Source organism: Arenimonas terrae, from assembly GCF_006265115.1.
Taxonomy (GTDB): domain Bacteria; phylum Pseudomonadota; class Gammaproteobacteria; order Xanthomonadales; family Xanthomonadaceae; genus Arenimonas; species Arenimonas terrae.
Genome location: NZ_SMDR01000002.1, coordinates 172,307 through 196,477, shown reverse-complemented (window position 1 = coordinate 196,477; position 24,171 = coordinate 172,307). Strand labels below are relative to the sequence as shown.

General features: G+C 67.9%; 24 protein-coding genes. 18 read left to right on the top strand and 6 right to left on the bottom strand.

What is annotated here, in order from left to right:
• Positions 1-45 precede the first annotated feature (45 nt).
• The 5 genes from petA (at position 46) to E1B00_RS09680 (ending at position 3,871) form a co-directional block, all read left to right on the top strand.
• Positions 46-651 carry a ubiquinol-cytochrome c reductase iron-sulfur subunit gene (gene petA / locus E1B00_RS09700; protein ID WP_139448193.1) on the top strand — a complete coding sequence of 202 codons (606 nt, stop codon included), beginning with the start codon at positions 46-48 and terminating at the stop codon, positions 649-651.
• Positions 651-1,898: a cytochrome b gene (locus E1B00_RS09695; protein WP_139448191.1), complete on the top strand. Its 1,248-nt coding sequence runs from the start codon at positions 651-653 to the stop codon at positions 1,896-1,898. Before petA ends, E1B00_RS09695 begins: the two co-directional genes overlap by 1 nt.
• Entirely contained in the window at positions 1,891-2,625 is a 735-nt protein-coding gene (locus tag E1B00_RS09690; RefSeq protein WP_139448189.1) for a cytochrome c1, read from the top strand. Before E1B00_RS09695 ends, E1B00_RS09690 begins: the two co-directional genes overlap by 8 nt.
• 191 nt (positions 2,626-2,816) lie before the next feature.
• A complete protein-coding gene (locus E1B00_RS09685) occupies positions 2,817-3,452 on the top strand; it encodes a glutathione S-transferase N-terminal domain-containing protein (RefSeq protein WP_139448187.1) in 636 nt (211 codons plus the stop codon).
• On the top strand, positions 3,449-3,871 hold the full coding sequence (locus E1B00_RS09680) for a ClpXP protease specificity-enhancing factor (RefSeq protein WP_176693194.1): 423 nt from the start codon (positions 3,449-3,451) through the stop codon (positions 3,869-3,871). The genes E1B00_RS09685 and E1B00_RS09680 overlap by 4 nt, the downstream gene beginning before the upstream one ends.
• Before the next feature lie 9 nt (positions 3,872-3,880).
• Here the strand turns inward: E1B00_RS09680 and E1B00_RS09675 are convergent, their stop codons facing one another.
• A complete protein-coding gene (locus E1B00_RS09675) occupies positions 3,881-4,201 on the bottom strand; it encodes a DUF3301 domain-containing protein (protein WP_139448185.1) in 321 nt (106 codons plus the stop codon).
• A 126-nt stretch (positions 4,202-4,327) separates the two neighbouring features.
• Between E1B00_RS09675 and E1B00_RS09670 the strand changes: the two genes are divergently transcribed.
• Positions 4,328-5,128 (top strand): FHA domain-containing protein, encoded by an 801-nt coding sequence (locus tag E1B00_RS09670; RefSeq protein ID WP_139448184.1) that lies wholly within the window; start codon positions 4,328-4,330, stop codon positions 5,126-5,128.
• Positions 5,129-5,173: 45 nt separating this feature from the next.
• Here the strand turns inward: E1B00_RS09670 and nadC are convergent, their stop codons facing one another.
• Positions 5,174-6,031: a carboxylating nicotinate-nucleotide diphosphorylase gene (gene nadC, locus E1B00_RS09665; protein ID WP_139448182.1), complete on the bottom strand. Its 858-nt coding sequence runs from the start codon at positions 6,029-6,031 to the stop codon at positions 5,174-5,176.
• On the bottom strand, positions 6,031-6,297 hold the full coding sequence (locus E1B00_RS09660) for a Trm112 family protein (protein ID WP_139448180.1): 267 nt from the start codon (positions 6,295-6,297) through the stop codon (positions 6,031-6,033). Before E1B00_RS09660 ends, nadC begins: the two co-directional genes overlap by 1 nt.
• 66 nt (positions 6,298-6,363) lie before the next feature.
• Between E1B00_RS09660 and purE the strand changes: the two genes are divergently transcribed.
• Positions 6,364-6,870, top strand: coding sequence for a 5-(carboxyamino)imidazole ribonucleotide mutase (gene purE, locus E1B00_RS09655; protein WP_139448178.1), 507 nt, complete (start codon positions 6,364-6,366; stop codon positions 6,868-6,870).
• Positions 6,867-8,018, top strand: coding sequence for a 5-(carboxyamino)imidazole ribonucleotide synthase (locus E1B00_RS09650; RefSeq protein ID WP_139448176.1), 1,152 nt, complete (start codon positions 6,867-6,869; stop codon positions 8,016-8,018). Before purE ends, E1B00_RS09650 begins: the two co-directional genes overlap by 4 nt.
• Positions 8,019-8,053: 35 nt before the next feature.
• Here E1B00_RS09650 and E1B00_RS09645 read toward each other — a convergent pair whose 3' ends face one another.
• Together E1B00_RS09645 and E1B00_RS09640 are read right to left on the bottom strand one after the other, a co-directional pair.
• Complete coding sequence (locus E1B00_RS09645; protein ID WP_139448174.1) at positions 8,054-9,106, bottom strand: ABC transporter ATP-binding protein; 1,053 nt, start codon at positions 9,104-9,106, stop codon at positions 8,054-8,056.
• A complete protein-coding gene (locus tag E1B00_RS09640) occupies positions 9,106-9,684 on the bottom strand; it encodes a superoxide dismutase (RefSeq protein WP_139448172.1) in 579 nt (192 codons plus the stop codon). Before E1B00_RS09640 ends, E1B00_RS09645 begins: the two co-directional genes overlap by 1 nt.
• A gap of 110 nt (positions 9,685-9,794) precedes the next feature.
• Between E1B00_RS09640 and grxD the strand changes: the two genes are divergently transcribed.
• The 5 genes from grxD to ppnN all read left to right on the top strand — a co-directional run bounded on the left by grxD (position 9,795) and on the right by ppnN (position 16,447).
• Positions 9,795-10,118 (top strand): Grx4 family monothiol glutaredoxin, encoded by a 324-nt coding sequence (grxD, locus tag E1B00_RS09635; RefSeq protein WP_139448170.1) that lies wholly within the window; start codon positions 9,795-9,797, stop codon positions 10,116-10,118.
• Complete coding sequence (locus tag E1B00_RS09630) at positions 10,115-10,873, top strand: SDR family NAD(P)-dependent oxidoreductase (RefSeq protein WP_139448168.1); 759 nt, start codon at positions 10,115-10,117, stop codon at positions 10,871-10,873. The genes grxD and E1B00_RS09630 overlap by 4 nt, the downstream gene beginning before the upstream one ends.
• The gene (locus tag E1B00_RS09625) at positions 10,870-11,469 is read left to right on the top strand and encodes a YhgN family NAAT transporter (protein WP_139448166.1); all 600 of its coding nucleotides are present in this window, start codon (positions 10,870-10,872) and stop codon (positions 11,467-11,469) included. Before E1B00_RS09630 ends, E1B00_RS09625 begins: the two co-directional genes overlap by 4 nt.
• Positions 11,470-11,661: 192 nt before the next feature.
• Positions 11,662-14,934, top strand: a complete 3,273-nt coding sequence (locus E1B00_RS09620; protein WP_139448164.1) for a TonB-dependent receptor — start codon at positions 11,662-11,664, stop codon at positions 14,932-14,934.
• 127 nt (positions 14,935-15,061) lie between these two features.
• Complete coding sequence (ppnN, locus tag E1B00_RS09615; protein ID WP_139448162.1) at positions 15,062-16,447, top strand: nucleotide 5'-monophosphate nucleosidase PpnN; 1,386 nt, start codon at positions 15,062-15,064, stop codon at positions 16,445-16,447.
• A gap of 12 nt (positions 16,448-16,459) precedes the next feature.
• Here the strand turns inward: ppnN and E1B00_RS09610 are convergent, their stop codons facing one another.
• Positions 16,460-17,497, bottom strand: coding sequence for a sensor histidine kinase (locus E1B00_RS09610; protein WP_139448160.1), 1,038 nt, complete (start codon positions 17,495-17,497; stop codon positions 16,460-16,462).
• A gap of 154 nt (positions 17,498-17,651) precedes the next feature.
• Between E1B00_RS09610 and E1B00_RS09605 the strand changes: the two genes are divergently transcribed.
• The 5 genes from E1B00_RS09605 to E1B00_RS09585 are packed head-to-tail and all read left to right on the top strand — an operon-like array spanning position 17,652 to position 24,168.
• A complete protein-coding gene (locus tag E1B00_RS09605; protein ID WP_139448158.1) occupies positions 17,652-18,221 on the top strand; it encodes a GspH/FimT family pseudopilin in 570 nt (189 codons plus the stop codon).
• Positions 18,222-18,228: 7 nt separating this feature from the next.
• The gene (pilV, locus tag E1B00_RS09600; protein ID WP_139448156.1) at positions 18,229-18,678 is read left to right on the top strand and encodes a type IV pilus modification protein PilV; all 450 of its coding nucleotides are present in this window, start codon (positions 18,229-18,231) and stop codon (positions 18,676-18,678) included.
• Positions 18,679-18,698: 20 nt separating this feature from the next.
• On the top strand, positions 18,699-19,766 hold the full coding sequence (locus tag E1B00_RS09595) for a PilW family protein (RefSeq protein ID WP_176693226.1): 1,068 nt from the start codon (positions 18,699-18,701) through the stop codon (positions 19,764-19,766).
• Complete coding sequence (locus E1B00_RS09590; protein ID WP_176693193.1) at positions 19,763-20,311, top strand: pilus assembly PilX family protein; 549 nt, start codon at positions 19,763-19,765, stop codon at positions 20,309-20,311. Before E1B00_RS09595 ends, E1B00_RS09590 begins: the two co-directional genes overlap by 4 nt.
• Positions 20,312-20,325: 14 nt before the next feature.
• Positions 20,326-24,168, top strand: coding sequence for a pilus assembly protein (locus E1B00_RS09585; RefSeq protein ID WP_139448150.1), 3,843 nt, complete (start codon positions 20,326-20,328; stop codon positions 24,166-24,168).
• Positions 24,169-24,171: the final 3 nt, after the last annotated feature.

The window sequence follows — 24,171 nt, the reverse complement described above, 5'->3', positions numbered from 1 at the left end:
CGCAGCTCTGTTTTCAGCCACTTAGCAAGATTTTCGGAGAGCCGGATGGCTAACGAAGGGGTCAACTCAGGCCGTCGCCGCTTCCTGACCGCCACCACCGCCGTGGTCGGCGCGGTCGGTGTCGCGGCCGCGGCGGTGCCGTTCATCAGTTCCTGGAAACCCAGTGCACGGGCCCAGGTCGCCGGCGCGCCGGTCGAGGTCGACATCAGCAAGATCGACCTCGAGCCGGGCATGCGCATGATCGTCCAGTGGCGCGGCAAGCCGGTCTGGATCTTCCGCCGCACGCCGGAACAGCTGGCGGCCCTGCCGGGCCTCAACGACCGCCTGCGCGACCCGGCATCCGACAACGTCGACCAGACCCCGGCCTTCGCCAAGAACGAAACCCGCTCGCTCAAGCCCGAGCTGGCCGTGATCGTCGGCATCTGCACCCACCTGGGCTGCTCGCCCAGCTACGTGCCGGAGCTGCAGCCGCAGGCCTTTGATTCCGAGTGGGCGGGCGGCTTCTACTGCCCCTGCCACAACTCGCGCTTCGACCTGGCCGGCCGCGTATTCCAGGGCGTGCCCGCGCCGTCGAACCTCGAGGTGCCGCCGTACCACTTCGTCGACGACAACCACCTCATCGTGGGCGTCGCCCCTGAAGGAGCCGCGTAATGGCCAACCTGATCAACCGCACGGTCGAGAACGTCACCGGCTGGTTCAACGACCGCGCCCCGGGCTTCGTGCCGTTCTACAAGAAGCACATGTCGGAGTACTACGCTCCGAAGAACTTCAACCTCTGGTACTACTTCGGTTCGCTGGCCCTGCTGGTGCTGGTCAACCAGATCGTCACGGGCATCTTCCTGACGATGCACTACAAGCCGTCCGCCGCCGAGGCCTTCGCCTCGGTCGAGTACATCATGCGCGACGTGGAGTGGGGCTGGCTGATCCGCTACATGCACAGCACCGGCGCTTCGCTGTTCTTCATCGTCGTCTACCTGCACATGTTCCGGGGCCTGATCTACGGCTCGTACCAGAAGCCGCGCGAGCTGGTCTGGGTGCTGGGCATGATGATCTTCCTGGTGCTGATGGCCGAAGCCTTCATGGGCTACGTGCTGCCCTGGGGCCAGATGTCGTACTGGGGCGCGCAGGTGATCATCAACCTGTTCGGCGCCATTCCCTTCATCGGCCCGGACCTGACCGAGTGGATCCGCGGTGACTACCTGGTCGCCGACGCCACCCTCAACCGCTTCTTCGCCCTGCACGTGATCGCGCTGCCGCTGGTGCTGCTGCTGCTGGTCGTGCTGCACCTGGGCGCGCTGCACGAGGTGGGTTCGAACAACCCGGAAGGCGTGGACATCAAGAAGGTCAAGGACTACGAGACCGGCAAGCCCAAGGACGGCATCCCCTTCCACCCGTACTACACGGTGAAGGACCTGTTCGGCGCCGGCTTCTTCCTGATCCTGTTCGCCTTCATCGTGTTCTTCGCGCCGGCGATGGGCGGCTGGTTCCTGGAGTGGGACAACTTCATCGCCGCCGATCCGCTGGTGACCCCGGCGCACATCAAGCCGGTGTGGTACTTCACGCCCTTCTACGCGATGCTGCGCGCGATCCCCGACAAGCTGTTCGGCGTGATCGTGATGGGCGGCGCCACCCTGATCCTGTTCGCGCTGCCGTGGCTGGACCGCTGCAAGGTCAAGTCCATCCGCTACCGGCCGATGCTGCACAAGATCCTGATCGCCATCTTCGCGGTGAGCTTCGTGATCCTGGGCTGGCTGGGTGCGCAGTCGGGCTCGGACACCCAGAAGCTGGTGGCCCAGATCCTGACCGTCTACTACTTCGCCTTCTTCATCTTCATGCCCTTCTGGTCCGCGATGGGCCAGACCAAGGCCGTTCCCGAGCGGGTGCCCTCGCATGACTAAGCTGCGCCTCTTCGCCCTCCTGCTGGCCTTCGTGCCGGCCCTCGGCCTCGCGGCCAGCAGCGGTCCGCTGGAATCCTCGGGCACCGACCTGAGCGACCGGGCGTCGCTGCAGCGCGGCGCCGGCCTGTTCATGAACTACTGCTCCGGCTGCCATTCCCTGTCCCTGCACCGCTACTCGCGGATCGCCTCGGACCTGGGCCTGAGCCAGGAGCTGGTCGAACAGCACCTGATCCAGGGTGACGCCAAGTTCGGCGAGAACATCAACACCGGCATCGCCGCCGGCGACGGCAACGCCTGGTTCGGCAAGGCCGCGCCGGACCTGAGCCTGACCGCCCGCGCCAAGCTCGGCGGCCCGGACTGGATCTACAGCTACCTCAAGGGCTTCTACGTCGACGAAAGCCGTCCGCTGGGCTGGAACAACACCGTGTTCCCGGGCGCCTCGATGCCGAACGTGCTCTGGGAGCTGCAGGGCATCCAGCGCCCGGTCTACGAGGAAGGGCACGACGGCATGCAGCATGTCGCCAAGCTCGAGCTGGCCTCGCCGGGCCGCCTCGACGCCGCCCAGTTCAACCAGGTCGCCCGCGACATCAGCGGCTTCCTGCAGTACGTGGCCGAGCCGGCCGCGCTCAAGCGCGAGTCGGTGGGCGTGTGGGTGGTGCTGTTCCTGGCCTTCTTCACCTTCATCGCCTACCTGCTCAAGACCGAGTACTGGCGCGACGTGCACTGATCCTCCGGGATCAGGCCGCCAAAAGGCCGCCTCCGGGCGGCCTTTTGCCGTCCTGGAGCCGGCAAACGCACCGTTCCGGGCCACGGATCACGGTTCCGGCACCCCGGCTTGCGGCGGACCGGCCGTTTCGGGCAGGGTTAGGGCTTCCGACGACCGCCGGCAGGGGCTGGCGGCGTTTTGGGGGACCCCTGATGGCTGCCAGTCCACGCATCCGCAACGCCCTGACCCTGTTCTCCTCCCGCGACTGCGTCGTCTGCCACCGGGTCCGCCTGGTCCTGGCCGCCAAGGGCGTCACCTACGAACTGGTGCCGGTGGACCCGGGCAATCCGCCCGAGGACCTGGTCGACCTCAATCCCTACCATTCCGTGCCGACCCTGGTGGACCGCGACCTGGTCCTCTACGCCGCGTCGGTGGTGTCCGAATACCTGGACGAGCGTTACCCGCACCCGCCGCTGATGCCGGTCGACCCGCTGTCGCGCGCGCGCCTGCGCCTGGCCATGCTGCGCCTGGAGCACGACTGGGTCCCGCACGTGCAGGCCATCCAGCACGGCAACAAGGCCCAGGCCGACGCCGGCCGCAAGCGCCTCAAGGAGCTGCTGCTGGCCGCGCTGCCGCTGTTCAAGGCCTCCAAGTTCTTCCTCAACCCGGAAATGAGCCTGGCCGACTGCGCGATCGCGCCGATCATCTGGCGGCTGCCGGCCCTGGGCGTGCAGCTGCCCAAGGAAGCCAAGCCGATCGAGGACTACGGCATGCGGATCTTCCGCAACCCCGCCTACCTGCGCAGCCTGACGCCGGAAGAGAAGGCGCTGCGCGAGCTGCCTCAGTGACCGACGCGGTTCCGGTGATGGGTTCCAACCGCCCCTACCTGCTGCGGGCGCTGAACGAGTGGATCAACGACAACAACATGACGCCCTACCTGCTGGTCGATGCGGGCAGGGATGGCGTGCAGGTGCCGCAGTCGTCGGTAAAGGACGGACGCGTCGTGCTCAACATCGCGCCGCGCGCGGTGGCGCAGCTGGTCATCGACAACCGCGAGGTGCGCTTCAAGGCGCGCTTCGGCGGCGTCAGCCAGTCGGTGGTGGTGCCGGTGACGGCGGTGCTGGCGATCTACGCCCAGGAAACAGGGCAGGGCATGATGTTGCCGGAAGACGGCGCGGCGATGCCGGACGAGGGTCCGGACGACCCGACGCCGTCGCCCGAGGGCGGCGACACGCCGCGCCGCAGCCATCTGCGGGTCGTGAAATAGGGCGGCCGCTCAGTGCAGCGTGTCTTCCGCCGGCATCGGCCCGATCAGGGACAGCAGCCTGCGTCCGTGCAGCACGATCCGGCCGGCATGCCGGTCTTCGCCGCCGGTGGAGTATTCGAAACGGTACTGGCGCTCGAGGCCCAGCCAGCCCGCCGGGCCGCGGGACAGCCGCATCCCCATCAGGTGCACGCTGTGGTCGAGCCACTGCACGCGGGCACGGGCGCAGGCCTGCTGGCCCAGCCAGGTGGCCGTTTCGGCCGCCGCGCGCCCGGCGAACCAGAAGGCCAGCAGCGCTATCGCAAGAAGCAGGAATATCAGGGTCGAGAGCATGACCGCAGTGTGGGGACGGCCCGGCATCGCCGCAAGGCGGACCCCCTGACGAGTTTGCGCGCGCATGGCTAAGATAGGCCCGGATGCCGGCCCGCGGGGCCATCGCCGATTCGCAGGAGAGCGAAGATGAAACTGGTGTTTCCCAATGGCGAGCATGCGCAGGTCCTGCTCAACGCGGGCGTGAACCGGATCGGTTCCTCGGTCGAGGGCGCGGTCGTGCTCGACGACCCCGAGATCCTGCCGCGGCATTGCGAAATCCATGTCACCAGCACTGGCGCGAATCTGCAGGTTCCCGACGGCGGCGGCCCCGTGTCGGTGAACGGCAAGCCGGTCGCCGACATCATGGCGCTGCGCGCCGGCGACCAGATCGGCATCGGGCCGATCCTGGCGAAGTTCACCGTGGTGGAGGCCGCGCGCAGCGCGCCGGCACCGGGCGTGACCCCCGGTTCGGACGAAGACAGCGGCGCCACGCGCGTGCGCATGGCGGTGCCCAAGTTCCTGCTGCGCGGCGTGTCCGGTGCGGTGTTCGGCAAGGTGTTCCCGGTGACCGGCCCGGTGGCGATCGGGCGCGCGCCGGAATGCGACATCTCGGTGCAGGCGGAGGAGATTTCGCGCCGCCACGCCCTGGTCAAGCCGAACCAGGACGGCCTGTCGGTCGAGGACCTGGGGTCTTCCAACGGCACCTACATCAATGGCCGCCGCGTGCAGCAGGGATTCCTGAACCCCGGCGACGAACTGCGCCTGGACGCGGTGCGCTTCATCGTCGTGGCGCCGGGCATGGACATGGCGCAGCAGACCAACCGCCTGGCGACGCCGGCGAACGAGGCCGCGCCCGCGGCGGCACCGACGATGAGCAAGTGGGTGCCGATCATGCTGACCGCGGCGGCGATCCTGGTGATGGTCGCGCTCTACCTCAGTCGCGGCTGATCCCGGCCCCGGGGTGCACCGGCGCCCCGCTTTGCCGCGGACGGATCAGGACTCGCCGGGCGGATGCCCCAGGCGCAGCGACAGGTCCAGCGCCTGCACGTGTTTGGTCAGCGCACCGATGGACACGCAGTCCACGCCCGTGGCGGCGATCACCGGCAGGCGCTCCAGGCTGACGCCGCCCGACACTTCCAGCGGAATGCGGCCGGCGGCGCGGCGCACCGCTTCGCGCAGATCGTCGGCGCTGAATTCGTCCACCAGGATGCGGTCGCAGCCGGTGGCCAGCGCCTGGTCGAGTTCGTCGAGGGTTTCCACTTCGATGATCAGCGGAAGCGCCGGGTGCCTCGCGCGCGCCGCCGCCGCCGCCGCGGCGATCGAGCCGGCGGCGTGGATGTGGTTCTCCTTGAGCATCACCGCGTCGTACAGGCCCATGCGGTGGTTGTCGCCGCCGCCGGCGCGCACGGCGTATTTTTGCGCCTGGCGCAGGCCGGGCAGGGTCTTGCGGGTGTCGAGGATACGCGTGCGGGTGCCGGCCACCGCGGCGACGTGTTCCGCCGTGCGGCTCGCGGTCGCCGACAGGGTCTGCAGGAAGTTCAGCGCCGGCCGTTCGGCGCTGACCAGGGCGCGGGCGCGGCCCTGCAGCGTGACCAGCACGGTGCCGGCCGCGACCGGCTCGCCTTCGCGCACGCGCCACTGGATGAGCACGGCGGGATCGAGTGCGCGGAAGCAGGCGTCGAACCACGGCCGGCCGGCGATCACCCCGGCTTCCTTGGCGACCACGTAGGCCGATTGCGGACCGTCGGGCAGCAGCTCGGCGGTGGCGTCGCCCGGGCCCAGGTCTTCGGCGAGCGCGCGCGCGACGTCATCGGCAACGATATCGGCCGGTGGCGGCAGCAGGGTCGCCATCAGCGCGGGAAGTCGGGGATCTGGGTGGTGGCCAGGGCTTCGTCGGCCAGAAGGACCGGGATGCCGTCCTCGATCCGGTACACGGTGCGGCGGTCGCGCGTGATCAGGCCTTCGGACAGCGGTTCGGCCTGCGCGCTGCCGTCGGCCCGCGCCAGCTTGCCGGCCGCGACCGCCTGGTTGATGGCGGCCAGGTCGGGCCCGTTGAGCAGGGCCAGCGGCTGTTTGCTGGTCGGGCAGCAGAGGATGTCGAGGAGCTTGCGGTCCATGGGCGGGAGCGGTGTCCGGACTGGGGGCTTGGGGTCTAGAATAGCCTTTTGCCGAAGCCACCCGCCATGAACCAAGCCGTCGTTGCCCCGCTGGTCGGGGTCGTCATGGGTTCCCGATCGGACTGGGAGACGATGCAGCACGCCGTCGCCCGGCTTGAACAGATGGGCGTGCCGCACGAAGTGCGCGTCGTTTCGGCGCACCGCACGCCCGACCTGCTGGTGGAGTACGCGAAGTCGGCGGCTTCGCGCGGACTGCGTGCGATCATCGCCGGCGCCGGTGGCGCCGCCCATCTGCCGGGCATGATCGCGGCGATGACGCCGGTGCCGGTACTGGGCGTGCCGGTGCAGAGCAAGGCGCTCAACGGCCTCGACTCGCTGCTGTCGATCGTGCAGATGCCGGCCGGCATCCCGGTCGCGACCTTCGCGATCGGCGCGGCCGGCGCCGCCAACGCCGGCCTGTTCGCCGCGGCGTTGCTGGCACCGGAGCATGCGGCGGTGCGCGGTGCGCTGGAAAACTTCCGCGCGAAGCAGACCAGCGACGTGCTGGACAAGCCGGACCCGCGGCAGCCGTGACCACGGTCGGCATCCTCGGTGGCGGGCAGCTGGCCCGCATGCTCGCGCTTTCCGGCGCGCCCCTGGGCCTGCGCTTCCTGGTGCTCGACTCGACGCCGGACGCCTGCGCCGCGCAGTTCGCGCCGCTGCTGCAGGCCGACTACCGCGACCAGGCCGGGCTGGCGGAATTCGCCTCGCGCGTGGACGTGGCCACCTTCGATTTCGAGAACGTGCCGGCCGAAAGCGCGCAGTGGCTGGCCGACCGCGTGCCGGTGTTCCCGAGCCCGCGCGCGCTGGCGGTGGCGCAGGACCGGCTGGCGGAAAAATCCCTGTTCCGCGAGCTCGGCATCCCGGTGCCGGAGTTCGCCGCGATCGATTCGCGCGCCGGCCTCGACGCCGCGCTGGCGAAGATCGGCACGCCCTGCATCCTCAAGACCCGCCGCCTCGGTTACGACGGGAAGGGCCAGTTCCGCCTGAAATCGCCTGCCGACGCCGATGCCGCCTGGGACGCGCTGGGTGCGCAGGCGGGCACCGTCGGCCTGATCCTCGAAGGTTTCGTCGCCTTCCAGCGCGAGCTGTCGGTGGTGGCCGTGCGCGGACGCGATGGCGAACTGCGCGCCTGGCCGCTGACCGAGAACTGGCACGAGTCCGGCATCCTTTCCGCCAGCCTGGCGCCGGCACGTGTGGATCCGGCCCTGCAGGCGCAGGCGCTGGGCGCCGCGCGCAAGATCGCCGAGGCGCTGGACTACGTCGGCGTGTTCGCGCTCGAGCTGTTCCTCAAGGACGGCGTGCTTCTGGCCAACGAGATGGCGCCGCGCGTGCACAACTCCGGCCACTGGACGATCGAGGGCGCGGAAACCTCGCAGTTCCAGAACCACCTGCGGGCGGTGCTCGGGCTGCCGCTGGGCGACACGCGCGCCGTCGGCCACAGCTGCATGCTCAACTGGATCGGCACGCTGCCCGCGGCGGCGCCGGTGCTGGCCGAGGCCTGCGGCCACTGGCACGACTACGGAAAATCGCCGCGTGAAGGCCGCAAGGTCGGGCATGCCACCTTCCGGGCCGACAGCCGTGGCGAACTGGCAGCGGCGCTGGACCGCGCCGGCCGGATGCTGGACCGCAGTGCGCAGGTGGCGCCGGTGCTGGGGCGGCTCGCGGAAAGCAGCGGCTGAGCCATCGCGCCTGCATGCGGCAGGCGTTCGGGCCTTCAGCCCACGTCTTCGTCGGCGAACACCACGACATGGGCCAGGTCCGGCCGCACGCGCACCCGGGCGCCCGGTTCCCGCTGCTGGTGGCTGGGGAACAGCGCCGTCAGCGCCGTACCGTCCGGAAGTTTCAGGGTATGCAGCGTCTCGGCGCCGCGGAAGGCGACGGCGCTGACTTCGGCTTCGATGCCGCCGTCGTCGCTGGGCATCAGGTCGTCGGGGCGCAGCAGCACACGTACGGCGCTGCCGACAGTGAAGGGCAGGTCGCTGCCGACGGTGAGTTCGCCCAATGCCGTGCTGACGCGGCGCCGGTCGATCACGCGTGCCGCCAGGAAGCGCCCTTCGCCGACGAAGGACGCCACGAAGGGCGTGGCCGGGCGGTGGTAGAGCTCGAAACCCGGCGCCCACTGCAGCAGGCGACCGGCGTTCATCACGCCGACGGTATCGGCGAAGGCGAAAGCTTCCTCCTGGTCGTGCGTGACCAGCAGGGCGGCGATGCCCAGACGTTTTAGCAGGGCGCGCAGTTCGTCGCGCAGGCGGCCGCGCAGGTCGGCGTCGAGGCTGGAGAAGGGTTCGTCGAGCAGCAGCAGGTCGGGGCGTGGCGCCAGCGAACGGGCGAGCGCCACACGTTGCTGCTGGCCGCCGGAGAGTTCGTGCGGGTAGCGCCCTGCCAGGTCCTGCAAGCCGAGCAGGGCAAGCGTCTCCAGGCCGCGCGAGCGGCGGGCGCCGGAATCGAGGCGATGCAGGCCGAAGGCGACGTTGTCGGCGACGGTGAGGTGGGGGAACAGCGCGAGGTCCTGGAAGACGAAACCCAGGCCGCGCTTCTCGGGTGGCAGGGCCAGCGCATCCGCGCCACGCAGCCGGAGCGTTCCGGAGCTGGGCGCGTGGAAGCCGGCGATCGCCCGCAGCAGCGTGGTCTTGCCGCAGCCGCTGGGGCCCAGCAGGCAGCCGAGCTCGCCGGGCCGCAGCGTCAGCCCCAGCTCGCGCACCGCCGGCTGCCCTGCGTAGGCGCAGGACAGCCGGTCGATGTCGAGCAGGAGGCCCGGGCCGCTCATCAGGCCAGTCGGTCGGCCACGAAGTCCCAGTTCACCAGGTTCCAGAACGCCTCGACGTACTTGGCGCGGGCGTTGCGGTAGTCGATGTAGTAGGCGTGTTCCCAGACGTCGCAGGTCAGCAGCGCGGTGTCGGTGCCGGTGAGCGGGGTGGCGGCGTTCGGGGTGCTGACCAGGGCCAGCGAACCGTCCGGACGCTGCACCAGCCAGGCCCAGCCGGAGCCGAAGGTGCCGATCGCGGTCGCGGTGAACTGCTCCTTGAACGCCGCGAACGAACCGAAAGCCTTGGTGATGGCGTCGGCCAGCTTGCCGGTCGGTTCGCCGCCGCCGTTGGGCTTGAGGCAGTTCCAGTAGAAAGTATGGTTCCAGACCTGCGCGGCGTTGTTGAACATGCCGCCCTGGGCCTTGCGGATGATGGCCTCGAGCTCGAGGTTCTCGAATTCGGTGCCCTTGATCTGGTTGTTGAGGTTGGTGACGTAGGTCTGGTGGTGCTTGCCGTAGTGGAAATCGATGGTTTCCGCCGAGATGTGCGGCTCGAGGGCGGCGCGGTCGTAGGGCAGGGCGGGCAGTTCGATGGCCATGGGAATCTCCGTTCTGAGGGGGCTGGGCACCGGCGGGCCGGGCCTTGGCCGTATAATTCTAGCCCTTATCGCGCCCCCGTCCCGGGGTCGCCCACCGAACGGAGTTTTCCATGAACGTCATGGACCGCATCAAGGCCGAGGTCGAGGGCCATCCGATCGTGCTCTTCATGAAGGGTACGCCGCAGTTCCCGATGTGCGGCTTTTCCAGCCGCGCCGTGCAGGCGCTCAAGAACGCCGGCGCTTCCGGCTTCCACAGCGTCAACGTGCTGGAGGATCCGGAAGTGCGCGCAAGCCTGCCGCGCTACTCCGACTGGCCGACCTTTCCGCAGCTCTTCATCAATGGCGAGCTGATCGGCGGCTGCGACATCACCGTCGAACTCTTCGACAGCGGAGAACTGGCGCGCATGGTGTCCGAGGCGCAGAAGGCGGCATGACGATCGCTGCGGCCGCCCTGCCGGACGTCGCCGGCGATGCCCTGGCCGGGCGCACGGTGCTGGTCACCGGCGCGCACGGCGGCTTCGGCGCGGAAGCGGCCAAGGCCTGCGCGCGGGCGGGTGCGACCGTGGTGCTGCTCGGGCGGCGCGTGCCCAAGCTCAACCGTGTCTATGACGTGGTGAAGGCGCTGGGACCCGAGCCGGCCCTGTATCCGATCGACCTCGCCGGCGCCGACCCGGCCGACTACGCCGACCTGGCCGCCAAGGTCGCGGGCGAGCTGGGTGGTATCCACGGGCTGCTGCATTGCGCCGCCGAGTTCACCGGCCTGGCGCCGCTGGAGGCGACCGCTCCGGAAGCCTTCGTGCGCAACCTGCATGTGAACTTCACCGCACCCTGGCTGCTGACCCAGGCCTGCCTGCCCTACCTGCGCAGGGCCGGCGACAGCGCCGTGGTCTTCGTCACCGACGACCCGGCCCGGGTCGGCAAGGCCTATTGGGGCGCCTATGGCCTTGCCAAGCAGGGCCTGGCCGCCCTGGTCCGGCAGTTGAGCGCCGAAACCGACAGCACGCCGGTGCGGGTGTCCGGCCTGGAGCCGGGCCCGATGCGCACTGACCTGCGGGCCCGCGCCTATGCCGACGAAGCCCAGCTGCGGGTGCCGGCGCCCGCCGCCTACGCGCCGGCCTGCGTCCACCTGCTTTCGCCCGCCGGCCTGGTCCACCGGGGCCAGGTCTGGGCCCCGAGGCTTTCGCCGTGACCACGCTTTCCGCCGCCCTGCTGCTGTTCCTGATCCTGGACCCCTTGGGCAACATCCCGGTGTTCCTGGGCCTGCTCAAGCCGCTGCCGGCACACCGGCGCCGGGTTGTGCTGGCCCGCGAGCTGATGATCGCCCTGGTCGTCCTGTTCGCCTTCCTCTGGGGCGGCAAGTACGTGCTCGAGGCCATGCACCTGCGCCAGGAGTCGGTGTCGATCGCTGGCGGCATCGTGCTGTTCCTGATCGGCCTGAAGATGATCTTCCCCAGCGCCGAGGGCATGTTCGGCGAGGTCCCGGACGGCGAGCCATTCATCGTTCCGATGGCCATACCCCTGGTGGCCGGCCCCTCGGGCATGGCGGCCGTGATGCTGCTGGCGGCCCAGGAGCCGGACCGCATGGCCGACTGGAGCCTGGCCCTGACCCTGGCCTGGCTGGGTACGGCGGCCCTGCTGTTCAGCGCCACCTACCTCTACAAGATCCTGGGCATGCGGGTCCTGGTGGCGGTCGAGCGGCTGATGGGCATGCTTCTGGTGGCCATTTCGGTCCAGATGCTGCTGGACGGCGTGGCGGCCTACCTGAGGGCCGCCCCGGCCCTGTGACGGCGGGCCCGGTCTTGTCACCTGAATGACATGTGACCGGGGTACCGTGTTAAACTCTTGTTATTGCCCGGGGACCCAGGGGACACCCAACCAGGCAAGCGATTTCAAGGATCAGCCGTGCCTGGCCCGTCAGGCACCGCGGCGGGATGCCGCATCGCCATTTTCTAGCCACTAAAAATCAGGGTTCATACCATGACCAATCGCAACCGGGTTCGGCTGTCTCAGCTCTCCCTCGGCCTCGCCATCGCGCTCGCTGCCGCGCCGGCGTTCGCCCAGAACACGACCGCCGTCGTCGGCGGCCGCATCGTCTCGGCCGACTCCCAGCCGGTGGCCGGCGCGCAGGTGACCATCCTGCACACGCCGTCCGGCACCGTCAGCACCGCGACCACCAGCGCCGACGGCCGCTACAGCGCGCGCGGCCTGCGCGTCGGCGGTCCGTACACGATCACGATCGTCAAGGACGGCGTGACCGAGGTCCGCGAAGGCGTCTACCTGCAGCTGGCCGAGACCACCTCGGTTGACGCGACCCTGGGCCAGGCCCCGGCGACCACTACCCTGGAAACCGTCGAAGTCACCGGCACGTCGACCCTGTCGGAAGTCTTCAGCGCCGACAAGATGGGCACCGGCACCAACGTCAGCCGCGACATGATCGACTCGCTGCCGTCGGCCAACCGCAACATCCAGGACTACATCCGTACCGACCCGCGCATCTCGCAGGTCAGCAAGGCCGACGGCGCCATCTCCGCCGGCGGCCAGAACACCCGCTACAACCTGATCAAGATCGACGGTGTCGGCACCTCCGACCCGTTCGGCCTGGAGTCGAACAACCTGCCGACCGAGCGCCAGCCGGTGTCGATCGACGCCATCGAAGCGATCAACATCGACGTGGCGAACTACGACACGACGATCTCCGGCGGCACCGGTGCGGTGGTCAACGCCGTGACCAAGTCCGGTACCAACGAGTTCCACGGCTCGGCCTACTACACCCTGCGTGACGGTGACTGGGTGCGCGAGGACCTGCGCGGCGTGACGTTCGGTGGCTTCGAATCCGAGGATACCTACGGCGCCACCTTCGGCGGCCCGATCCTCAAGGATCGCCTCTTCTTCTTCGTGAACTACGAGAACTACGTGCGTTCCGCGCCGGCCACCGGCTTCGGCGGCACGCCGTACGGCAACGGCAACATTGACGACACCGATATCGCGGACGTGCGCGCCGCGGCGACCGGTTTCGGCTTCGATGCCGGCAGCCTGGATGGATTGAACGCCGACACCGAGATCGAGGAATACGCGGTCAAGCTGGACTGGAACATCAGCGACAACCACCGCGCGGCGCTGCGCTACAGCTTCCTCGAGCAGGGCGTGCTGCGCTTCCCGCAGGTGGACAACAACTCCATCTCGCTGAGCACCTTCTGGTACAACTACGCCAAGGAATTCGAGAGCACCGTCGCCGAGGTCTTCAGCGACTGGACCGAGAACTTCTCGACCGAGTTCAAGGTTTCCAAGCGCGACTACTCCGCGATCCGCGAGACCAACTCGAACCTGCCCCAGATCGAGATCCGCGGCTTCGGCGGCAACAGCTCGATCTTCCTCGGCACCGAGCAGAACAGCCACGTCAACATCATCGACACCAAGCAGACCAGCCTGTTCGGCGCCGGCAACCTGTTCGTGGGCGACCACACGTTCAAGTTCGGTTTCGACTGGGAAAAGAACGACATCATCAACTTCTACGGTCGTGACCTGAACGGCGTCTACGTGTTCAACACGCTCGCCGACTTCCAGGCCGGCAACCCGGCCAGCTACACCGTCCGCGCCCCGCGCGCCGGCGGCAGCTACGCCGACATCCCGGCGGCCTATGAGCAGAAGAACACCGGCCTGTTCGTGCAGGACAGCTGGGCGGTCAACTACAACCTGAACCTGATGTTCGGCCTGCGCTACGACAAGCCGGACTTCGACGATCAGCGCCTGTACAACGCCTACATCTCGAACATCTACGGCTACGACAACTCCAACACCGTCGACGTCGACATCCTGGCGCCGCGCGCCGGCTTCAACTACACCTTCGACAGCGAGCGTCCGACCCAGGTCCGCGGCGGTGTCGGCCTGTTCCAGGGCGGTTCGCCGAACGTCTGGCTGGCGGGCGCCTACCAGAACACCGGCCTGAACTACGTGCAGTACGAAGAGTTCAACGGCGGCACCTTCGATCCGACCCTGCCGCCGTACATCCCGAGCACCGGCACCAACCCGGCCTGCAACCCGGTGCCGACCTTGGCCAGCTGCCCGCGCCAGAACGTCGACATCATCGCGCCGGACTTCGCGCTGCCGTCGGTCTGGAAGGCGAACATCGCGTTTGACCACGAGCTGCCGTGGTACGGCATCGTGCTGTCGGCCGAGCTGCTCAAGACCAACGTCAAGGACGGCATCTTCATCCAGCGCCTCGACCCGTACAACGCCGCTGGCCAGGGCGTGACGGCGATCGGTCCGGATGGTCGCGAGCTGTTCTGGAATGCCGCCGGCCTGAACCCGACCAATGCCGGCAACTTCGGCATGACCAACGGCCAGAACGGTGCCTTCAACCGCGCGTTCCGTCCGTTCGGCGTCGGCGACGTGTTCCTGATCAGCAACACCGACAAGGGCCAGAGCAGCCAGTTCACGATCAGCCTCGACAAGCCGATGGGCGACGCCTGGTCCTGGAACCTGGCCTACACCTACACCGAAGCCACCGATGTCAGCCCGATGACCAGCTCGACCAATTCGTCGAACTGGGGCGGCACGCTGATCGGCAGCATCAACGATGACGTCGCCTACAACTCGCGCTACGCCATCAAGGACCGCATCACCGGCAGCGTCAGCTGGAAGCACAACTTCTTCGGCGACAACGAGACCCGCATCTCGATGTTCTACGAAGGCCGTTCCGGCCGTCCCTTCAGCTACATCTTCCGCAACGACGCCAACGGCGACAACGGCGGCTTCAACGACCTGTTCTACGTGCCGAACGGCCCGGGCGACGTCGTCTTCGCCACCCCCGCGCAGGAAGCGGCGTTCTTCGCCTGGCTCGACGCGAACCCGGAGCTGAAGGCCTACCAGGGCAAGATCGCCCCGGCGAACGCCTTCCGCACCGATTTCGTCAACAGCTTCGACGTGCGCATTTCCCAGGAGCTCCCGGGCTTCATGGAAGGCCACAAGTCGATCCTGGCCCTCGACATCATGAACATCGGCAACATGATCAACGAGGACTGGGGCGTCATCGAAGACTACGGCTTCAACGCGACCCAGCAGCTCGCCAACTACGGCGGCATCTGCACCGACGTGGTGACCGCGCGCTGCCCGGCGGGTTCGGCCGGCAAGTACTTCTACACCTGGACGGGTCCGGCCGCTGGCCTGGGCGTGCAGGAGAACAACAACGACAAGGGCAACACCGCGGTGTCGCGCTGGTCGGTCATGCTGAGCTTCAAGTACCAGTTCTGATCTGACGCCCTCGTGGCGTATGGACGGCCGGCGGGAAACCGCCGGCCGTTTTTTTTGCCGGCTTCCCGGTGCTCCGGCCGGTGGTAAAGTCAGCCGTTCACTACGACGACAGAGCAGCAATCGACCCATGAACGACCCGTTGAGCCTTCCCGCCACGGCCAATGCCCGCATCTCCCCGCGCGGTGGCCTGGATGTCCTTTCCCGCGACGAAGTCGCCCGCCTGCGGGACGCTTCCACCGGCGGCCAGCGCGACCTGCTGCGCCGCTGCGCGCTGGCCGTGCTCACCACCGGCAGCGAGTCGGATGACCCGCGCGCCGCCGCCCAGCGCTATCCCGATTTCGACATCGAGGTGCAGCAGCAGGACCGCGGCATCAAGATCGAGCTGCGCAACGCGCCGGCAACGGCCTTCGTCGACGGTGAGATCATCCGCGGCATCGCCGAGAACCTGTTCGCGGTCGTGCGCGACATCGCCTACAACGCCAACGAGGTCCACGGCAGCGCCAAGTTCGATCTCGACACCTCGGCCGGCATGACCAGCGCCGTGTTCGAGATTCTGCGCAACGCCCGCGTCATGAAGTCCTACCAGGACCCGAGCCTGGTGGTCTGCTGGGGCGGCCACTCGATCAACCGCGAAGAGTACCTGTACACCAAGAAGGTCGGCTACGAGCTGGGCCTGCGCGGTCTGGACATCTGCACCGGCTGCGGGCCGGGCGCGATGAAGGGGCCGATGAAGGGCGCCACCATCGCCCACGCCAAGCAGCGGCACTGGAAGCCCCGCTACATCGGCATCACCGAGCCGGGCATCATCGCCGCGGAGTCGCCGAACCCGATCGTGAACCACCTGGTGATCATGCCGGACATCGAGAAGCGGCTCGAAGCCTTCGTGCGCCTGGGCCACGGCATCATCGTGTTCCCCGGTGGCGTCGGCACCGCCGAGGAGATCCTGTACCTGCTCGGCCTGCTGCTGCATCCCGACAACGCCGAGCTGCCGTTCCCGCTGATCCTGACTGGGCCGCGTGAATCGGCGGCCTATTTCGAGCAGATCGACCAGTTCCTGCGCCTGACCCTTGGCGAGGCGGCGACGCCGCGCTACCGCATCATCGTCGACGACCCGGCCGAGGTGGCGCAGGCCATGCGCCAGGGCATCAAGCGGGTGCGCGAACACCGGCTGAAGGAGCAGGACGCGTTCTTCTTCAACTGGTCGCTGCACCTGCCGCTGGAGTTCCAGCGCCCGTTCGCTCCGACGCATGCGGCGATGGCGGGGCTCAACCTGCATCGCGACCAGCCGGCGCACCTGCTGGCCGCCGACCTGCGGCGCGCGTTTTCCGGCATCGTCGCCGGCAACGTCAAGGAAGAGGGCATGCGCGAAATCGAGCGCCACGGCCCCTTCGTCATCGACGGCGACCGCGACATCATGCGGGCGCTCGACGCGCTGCTGAACGCCTTCGTCGAACAGCGCCGCATGAAGATCAACGGCACCTACAAGCCCTGCTACCGGGTGCTGGGCGGCTGAGGACCGCCCTGCTCAGGCCGTGTGGCGGGGCAGGGTGATCGTCGCGACGTAGCGGCCGTCCACGACTTCGGTGTCCAGGCGGCCGCGGCCCTGGCTGAGGGCCAGGATGCGCTCGCGCGACGAGAGCAGCCCCACATGGTGGCCGTTGGCCGGCCGGTGGCCGCCGGCCGGGAGGTCGTTGCGGATGACGATGCGCACCACCGAAGGCTCCAGCGTCACGCTGACGTCCACGGCGCCACCTTCGCCCGAGGGTTCGACGCCATGCCGGATCGCGTTCTCGACCAGGGGCTGGATCGACAGCGTCGGCACCAGCACTTCGGGGATCTGCTCCGGCAGGTCCCAGCGCAGCCGCAGTCTGGGCCCGAAACGCAGGGCCTCGATCTCCAGGTAGCGGCGAGCGAGCGCCAGTTCATCGGCCAGGGGGATCTCCCGTGGCCCGGACAACGCGGCGCGGAACAGGTCGGCCAGGTCCAGCAGCAGCCGCTCCGCCTCGCCCGGCCGGGCATGGACAAGGGCTGCGCCGGTATTGAGGGTGTTGAACAGGAAGTGGGGGCGGATGCGCGCCTGCAGCGCCTCCAGCTGGGCCTGCCTGGCGTTGAGCGCATGGCGTTGGCCGCGCCAGTAATTGTCGAAGATCGCCAGCCCGAGGAAGCCGACCACCAGGGTGATGCCCGACGCGAGGCGGGCCAGCCGGGGCCAGTCGATCGCCTCGGGGCCGGCGATCGGGCCGTAATAGGAACGGGCCGCCCAGGTCAGCAGCCAGCAGAACAGCAGTGCGACCACCAGGGCGATGGCGCCCACGGTGACCGGCGGGATGGCTCCCAGGAGCCCGCGCGCGGCATAGAGCACCCCCAGCGTCGACAGGGACACCCACTGGACCCAGAGCGATGTCACGGCGAAGTACAGCCAGCGGTCTTCGACCAGGCCTGGCGCGAGGGCCAGCACCCCCGCCAGGCCCTCCCCCGCGGCCACGATCCAGGCCAGCGCCACGGGGCGCCATAGGGCGTCGAGCGGTCGCATCGACGGGCTGGGCGGCGTTTGGGAGGTCATGGGCAGGCGCGGTAGGGTCCGCCGCCATCATGCCCGAGGACGCTTCCCGGCGCCGCCTCCTGTCATGTACCGGGAGCCGTTCATCGGGAGTCGTTGGCGCCCGGCCTGGGGATGGGGCTAACGTGCCCAGGTATTCCGGAGAGAGCGATACCGCATGCGCCATCCTCCTTTCCCCTGCCCGGTCCAAGGGCGCCGTGAAGTCGCTGGTTTCACCCTGGTCGAGCTGATGATCACGGTAGCCGTGCTCGCGATCGTCCTGGCGATCGCGGTCCCGAGCTTCCGCGACATGATCAACCGCAACCAGCTGGTTTCGGCGGCGAACGAGATATCCGCGACGCTGAATCTCGCGCGGATGGAGGCCATCCGCCGCAACCGCCGCGTCGAGATCTGCCCGTCGACAAACGGCACCAGCTGTTCCGGCAGCAACTGGTCGCGGATGATCGTGCGCGAGGCGGCCGCCGGCACCCTGATCCGCGATGTGCAGATCGTCGGGACCGGCGTGACGCTCACCGCGAGTTCGAACGTTTCGACGAACAACCGGTTCGGCTTCCTGCCGACCGGGTTCGCGCGTGTCGGCAGTGGTACGGCGGTAGCCGGTAGCCTGTCGGCCTGCTCTTCGAAGCTGCCTGTGGCAGAAAACACCCTGGATGTCGGCATCGTCGCCAGCCGTATCGCGGTCACTCCGCGCAACGGCGGCACGGCCTGCTCGGCGCGCACGGACTGATGAAACCATGACCACTCATTCGAACCCGGGTCGGACCGCGCAGCGCGGCGCTTCCCTGCTTGAGGTCCTCATCGCGGTGCTGATCCTCGCAATTGGCATGCTCGGCATCGCCGCGCTTCAGGCCGTCAGCCTGCGCAACACCCAGAGCTCCGGCGACCGTACCACCGCGGTCATCCAGTCCTATTCGATGCTCGACATGCTGCGGGCCAACCGGGTCGCGGCACGCGGCGGGCAGTATGACCAGGGCTACCTGTGCGCGGTGCCTGATGAAACCGACAACCGGATCGACGCCGAAGTCGGAATGTGGATCGCCTCGCTGCAGGAGGCCATGGGGCCGACGGCCTGCGGCGCCATCGACTGCGCTGCCGAAACCTGCGAGGTCAAGGTCCGCTGGAACGATTCCCGCGCCACGGCTGGCGAGGAAACGCACGAACTGGTTACGGAGACGAGGCTGTGAAGAACCCGAAGGCCTTGAAGATGTCCCGCCGCGTGGTACAACGCGGCTTCTCGTTGATCGAGCTGATGATCGCGCTGCTGCTCGGCCTGCTGGTCACGGCGGCGGCCGGCGGCGTATTCATATCCAACAAGCGCGTCTATGCCGCGACCGAGACGCTCGGGCGCATCCAGGAAAATTCCCGCGTGGCGTTCGAACTGATGTCGCGCGACGTGCGCGAGGCCGGCGGCAACCCTTGCTCCACCGCGGCGACGCTCGTCAGCCAGCTCACCACGGGCTCCAATGGCTGGTGGACCGGCTACGCCGATGGCCTGGAAGGGTTCGAGGGGACCGTGGCGATGCCGGCAACGGCGATCGGCACGGCGGTCGGACAGCGCGTAAGCGGAACCGATGCGATCCAGCTGCACCTGGCCCGCGACGGAGCGGTCCGCGTCACCGACCACGACACGCCCAGTGCGGTACTTTCGGTCAGCGACTCGGCGGGCATCGCCGTCGACGACATCCTGCTGATCTGCAACATGAACTTCGCGTTCGTGTTCCAGGTCACCGGCCTGCCCTCGGGCAAGATCCAGCATGCCGGCGGCACCAGCCTCAACTGCAGCCAGGAGTTCCAGTTCGAGCGTCCGGAGGACGGTTCGTGCTGGACCGGCGCCAGCGCCGATGCCGGCTACTGCTTCACCGAAGACGACAGCCCCTGCGATGCGGGCAGCTTCGCGCCGGCTTTCCTGGCGCGCGTCAACTCGATGCAGTGGTACGTGGGCAACAATGATCGTGGCGGCACGTCCCTGTTCCGCGCCCGGGTGGTGAACGCCGGCGCGACCGAGACACCCACGGTCCAGGGCGCCCGCGAAGAGATCGTCGAAGGCGTCGAGGACATGCAGCTGGAGTACCTCGAAGCCGGCGACGATGACTTCGGCGCGGAAACGACCGTCGGTGACTGGGGGCGTGTCATCGCCGTCCGCATCCGGCTGCAGATGACCGGAGCCGAGGGTGCGCTGACCGGCAACGAGATCCGCGGCCAGAACGGCGAGGTCCTCGGGCGGGTCATGACGCATGTGGTCAACCTGCGCAACCGGGAGGACCTGCTGTGAATCCCAGTCTCCGCAAACGGCAGCGCGGCGTCACCTTGGTGGTGGTCCTGATGCTGCTGCTCGTCATCACCCTGCTTGGCCTGGCCGCGATGCGCGGAACGGTGATGCAGGAGCGCATGGCCGGCAACTCGGTCGCGCGCGCCGAGGCCTTCCAGCTAGCCGAGGCGGCGCTGCGCGAGGTCGAATCCGACCTGGCCTCCGCCGGTGCCCGACCGACCATGCCGACCAGCGGTTGCAGCGCCGGCCTCTGCGCCATGCCGGTCGATGGTGCGGCCTCAGCCTGGGAAGCCACCAGTTTCTGGACCACTGCCGGCAGCGGTTACGGAACGGCGGATGTCCAGGTCAGCCCGGCGATCGTCCGTTATGTCGTCGAAGACATGGGAGACGGCCAGGCGGCCAGCGGCGAGTGCACCACCGGCATCGACGTCTCCGCGGACGAATGCACGGCCTCGGGCACGCCGGTGCGCAATTACCGGATCACTGTTTTCAGTCAGACGGGCAACGGGTCTGAAGTCCTGTTGCAGACCACTTACCAGCTTCCGTAGGCCAGGTGCCAGCCATGAACGCGAACCGCAACAAGCCGCTTCGGCGCGCCGCCACGCCTCTCTTCGTCGCGTTCGTCGCGACCCTGGGCGCGGCACCGGTGACTTCCGTCTTCGCCCAGAGCTTCCCGCAGTACCCACTGCAGACGGGCGCCGGCGAGCCTGCCCCCAACATCCTGTTCATCCTCGACGATTCCGGGTCGATGGAGGACAACGTGATGGTGAACCAGGCGCTGCCCACGGTCTGCCGCCGGGTGTCGAACGGCGACTGCGCCAGCTCTTCGACATTCAACATCTCCAATAATACGTTCACCAGCAACACGCTGATGTACGACCCCCGCCAGACCTACCAGACCTGGGTGCAGGCTGACGGCACCCGCATGACCGGCGGTACCAGCTATTCGGCGGCCTATACGAGCGACAACTTCGCCAGCGGCGACACCACCGACCTGAGCGGCAGCGCACGGACCTTCTACGTGCCCAAGTGGATGGTCGACACGCCGAACACGCCGAACAACACGACCAACTACCTGCGCGAGTCCACGAACTACTACCGGTACGAGATTCGCAACGTTGACGGAACGATGCGGTCGATCCGCACCGTCCTGAAGCAGGGCACCGACTACGGCGCTTTCCCGCCGATCGTCAGCACCGACTCGGGCACGGTCGCCACGTGGACCGGGGTGGCGGTCCCCCGCAACAGCAACTCCGGCACCAATTACCAGTTCGATACCGACGATACCTACGATTCGCTGGTCATCACGCTCGCCGCGAACAACGGCAACGCCAATCTGCAGGTCTACCGTCGAGTCAGCGGCAACTGGCAGCTGGCATGCAGCGGCGCCAACGGGGCGGGCAGCAATGAGACCTGCACGATCAGCAACGCGCCGGAAGACGACTATCTCGTCTACATCACGACGACCAACGCCGGCACGGCGGCGGTTTCCAATCTGACCATCAACGTCACCTACAGCGATTCGACCACGACCTACCAGAACTCCGGCTGCTCAGCCGCAGCCTCGTCGACGACCTGGAACTGGGCGGGATGCACCGAAGCGCTGCCGCCGCAGCCGGTCGATGCCGCACGCACGACGATCGCGGCCGAAATGGTCAACTTCGCGACCTGGTACTCCTACCACCGGACCCGCATGAAGATCGCCAAGGCCGGTGCGGCCGAGGCCTTCAACAGCCTGGGCAACAATGTCCGCGTCGGCTTCTGGTCGCTGCACGAGAACAACAGCAACACCAACTTCAACATCCCGGTCGGCACGAACGACGGCCTGTTCACGGCGAATACCGCGAACCGGACGAACTGGTTCTCCAAGCTGTTCAATGCCCAGGGCAACAGCGGCACCCCGCTGCGTTCGACCCTGCGCGAAGCCGGCGCCTATTTCGGCACCAGCGACGCCACCGGCCCGTACGGCCCCGAGGCCGCGGCGGACCAGCTGGCCTGCCGGCAGAACTTCGCGATCCTGACCACGGACGGTTACTGGAACAGCGACTGGTCCGACAGCAACGTCACCGGCATCAACGACCAGGAAGGTACCGCGGGCGCGTCGATCATCGACCATTCCAAGGAGCCGACCGAAGACGGCTACAACGCGGTCCGCTACTCGGTGTCCACGAGCGAGCCGTATGTCGACGGCGCCTCCACCAACCGCGAGGACACGCTGGCCGACATCGCGATGAGGTACTGGAAGAACGACCTTCGCACCGACCTGGACAACATCGTCACGCCCAGCGTCGCCAACCCGGCCTTCTGGCAGCACATGGTCACCTTCGGCATCTCGATCGGCCTCAAGGGTACGGTGGACCAGACGACCGTCGCGGACGTGGTGCGCGATGGGCGGCCGCGCGTCAACGGCAACCCGGGCAACTGGCCGGATCCGCAGATGTCGAATACCAGCGGTACGGCTGAGATCCCCGCACGCATCGACGACCTCCTGCACGCAGCGGTCAACGGCCACGGCGAGTTCATCACCGCCACGAACGCTTCCGCGTTCCGCTCAGCGCTGGAGGAAGTGCTCGGCGCGATCCAGTCGCGGCTGGCGTCCGGCTCGAACGTTGCGACGAACGCCGCGACCTTCGCCGTCGGTACCCGCATGTACCAGGCGACCTATCAGTCGGGCCTGTGGTACGGCGACCTGCTGGCGCGCAACGTCACTGAGGCGGGTATTTCCTCCGATGAACTCTGGCGCGTGTCCGAGGTGATCGCCGCCGGCGGCACGACCTTCCAGAACCGCACGGTTCTGACCTGGGGCGGAACGACGGGTACGGCATTCCCGACGTCGACGCAATCGACCGCGCTGGCGCGCGTCGGCGGCATTGCTCCGGTAACCGGCGCCAACAACGCGGCCTACGTCAAGGGCAACCAGTCGCTGGAGATCTCGGCGGCGCAGGGCAATGTGCTGCGCAACCGCGTCTCGCCGCTCGGTGACGTGATCAACTCGTCGCCGGTCTTCTCGGTGGATACCCAGACCATCTTCGTCGGCGCGAACGACGGCATGCTCCATGGCATCAACTCCGCCAATGGCCAGGTGCAGTTCTCCTACGTCCCGGCAGGCATCAACCTGACCCACCTGGCGTCGCTGAGCCATCCGGACTACGAGCACGCGTTTTTCGTCGACGGTCCGATCGCGCTGGGCGGCGACCGCGACACCACCGCGGTGAACTATCTCGTCGGCACCCTGGGCCGTGGCGGCAAGGGCGCCTTCGCGCTCGAGGTCAACCAGCCCGGCTCGATGGGCAACGGCGACGTGCTCTGGGACCACACGGCGACCACGGATGCCGACATGGGCTATGTCATCGGCGTGCCGCTGATCGCGAGGGGCAACAACGGCGACATGCTGGCCTTCGTGCCCAACGGCATCGACAGCACCAACGGCAGCGCGGCGCTCTTCGTTTACAACCTCACCAGCGGCACGCTGGTGAAGAAGATCGTCGCCGATTCGACCGGCGGCAACGGCCTGGCCGCGCCGCGTGGCCGCGACGACGACGGCGATGGCCGGGTCGACTACGTCTATGCGGGCGACCTGCTCGGCAACGTCTGGAAGTTCGACACGACCGACGCGGACCCGACGAACTGGGCGCTTGCCCTGGGCGGCGAGCCGCTGTTCACCGCCACCGATCCGGACGGCAATCCGCAGCCGATCACGGCCGGCCTCGCGCTTGCCCAGGAGCAGGGCGAGGACAGCGTGTTCGTGGCCTTCGGTACCGGCAGGCTGATCACTGTCAGCGACGTGGGTTCGACCGAGATCCAGTCGATCTACGCGATCATCGACGAGGATGAAGTCATCGCCGACCGCTCCGAGCTGACCGAGCGCGAGATCATGGCGGTCGGTGAGGATTCGCAGGGTCGTCCGGCGAAGGCCTACGAGAACTTCTCGGAGCTCGCCGACGACTCCAAGGGCTGGTTCATCGACATGGATGAGCCGACCCCCGGCGAGCGGATCATTGGCGGTGCCCAGATCACGCGGCGGGCGGTGCTGTTCTCCAGCGCGATCCCGCTGGCGGGTGAGGGCTGCGATTCCGACGGCTCGGGCTATCTGACGATCCTGGACGTGTTCACCGGTACGAGCTTCGAGAACCTCGGCGGCACCGGTTCGCAGTCGGGCATCGACGTCGATGGCGATGGCCAGTCGAATGATGAAACGATCACCGGCGAGGATGGCGAAAGCTACTACATCGGCTCCGTGGACCTCGGTATCGGCCTGCACGGTGTCGGCGGTCTGGTGAACAATGGTTCCGACATCGTGGTGTGCGGTTCCAACGCACAGTGCGATGACGAAAACCTCAATCCTGGCGGCGGATCGGGCAGCGACCCGAAGCGCACGTCTTGGCGTGAACTTGTCGAGGACTGATCA